Genomic DNA, 810 nt, shown 5'->3' with positions numbered 1-810 from the left:
ACTATCACTACAACGTATCGTCAGTACCCGTTCCACTCCCCTTATCCGCCAAGCGATTAATACAAGTTTCGTTTGCTAATTCTAGATATTACAGATCAAAAAATCAACTAAAAAAGCCCGATACATCACTGTACCGAGCCTTATTTGATTTAATTAGTTTTCACGCTTGGACTTGAAGCCAAACAGACTGCCCAGTGCACCCATGAAGGCCAGCATTGCCAGAACAATGGCATTCTTAGCCTCATCATTACCAGTTTGTGGAAGTTCAGTCCCTGGCGTCAAGTTTTTGGTAGTCAAGACAACTGAGTTGCCTTCTGGGTCAAAGGCTTGACCATTCTTGACCGTCCAGCCAGCTACAGGATTGCCATTGGCATCAACAACTTGGCCATTAACGATCATGTAGCCGTTAGCCTTAGCTTGGCGTTGAGAAGCGGCTTGCGCTTCAGCACGCTTGATTGCGGCTTCTTGTTCAAGCTGGGCCGTTTGAGCCGCCTTGGCATTAGCTAGATCAGCGTTAGCCTGATCCAGTGCGGCTTGTGCTTCATTGGCCGCTTGTTGAGCCGCATCTACCTGAGCCTGCGTAGTATCAGCCTGAGCCGTTAATTCAGCCAGTTTTGCCTGGTCAGCGGCCAGCGTTTGTTCTGCCGTTGTAAGCGCTGATTGTGCATCAGCCAGTGCTTGTTGAGCATCTGCCAAAGTTTGTGGTGCATTTTGCAGATCAGCCACTTTTTGTTGCAGAGCCTTCAGCGTAGCTTGATCAGCTTCAACTTGAGCTTGCGCATCAGCGACGGCTTGCTTCTTGGCATTCAG

Annotated in this window: 1 protein-coding gene; it reads right to left on the bottom strand. The window is 48.9% G+C overall.

Annotated elements, in window-relative coordinates; all coding sequences use genetic code 11:
- Positions 1 to 153: 153 nt before the first annotated feature.
- The coding region (locus FC47_RS10210; RefSeq protein WP_056968826.1) for an LPXTG cell wall anchor domain-containing protein at positions 154 to 810 on the bottom strand (657 nt) is incomplete at its 5' end.

It is taken from the genome of Limosilactobacillus mucosae DSM 13345, from assembly GCF_001436025.1.
GTDB classification, from domain to species: domain Bacteria; phylum Bacillota; class Bacilli; order Lactobacillales; family Lactobacillaceae; genus Limosilactobacillus; species Limosilactobacillus mucosae.
This window is presented reverse-complemented; position numbering and strand designations above follow the sequence as displayed.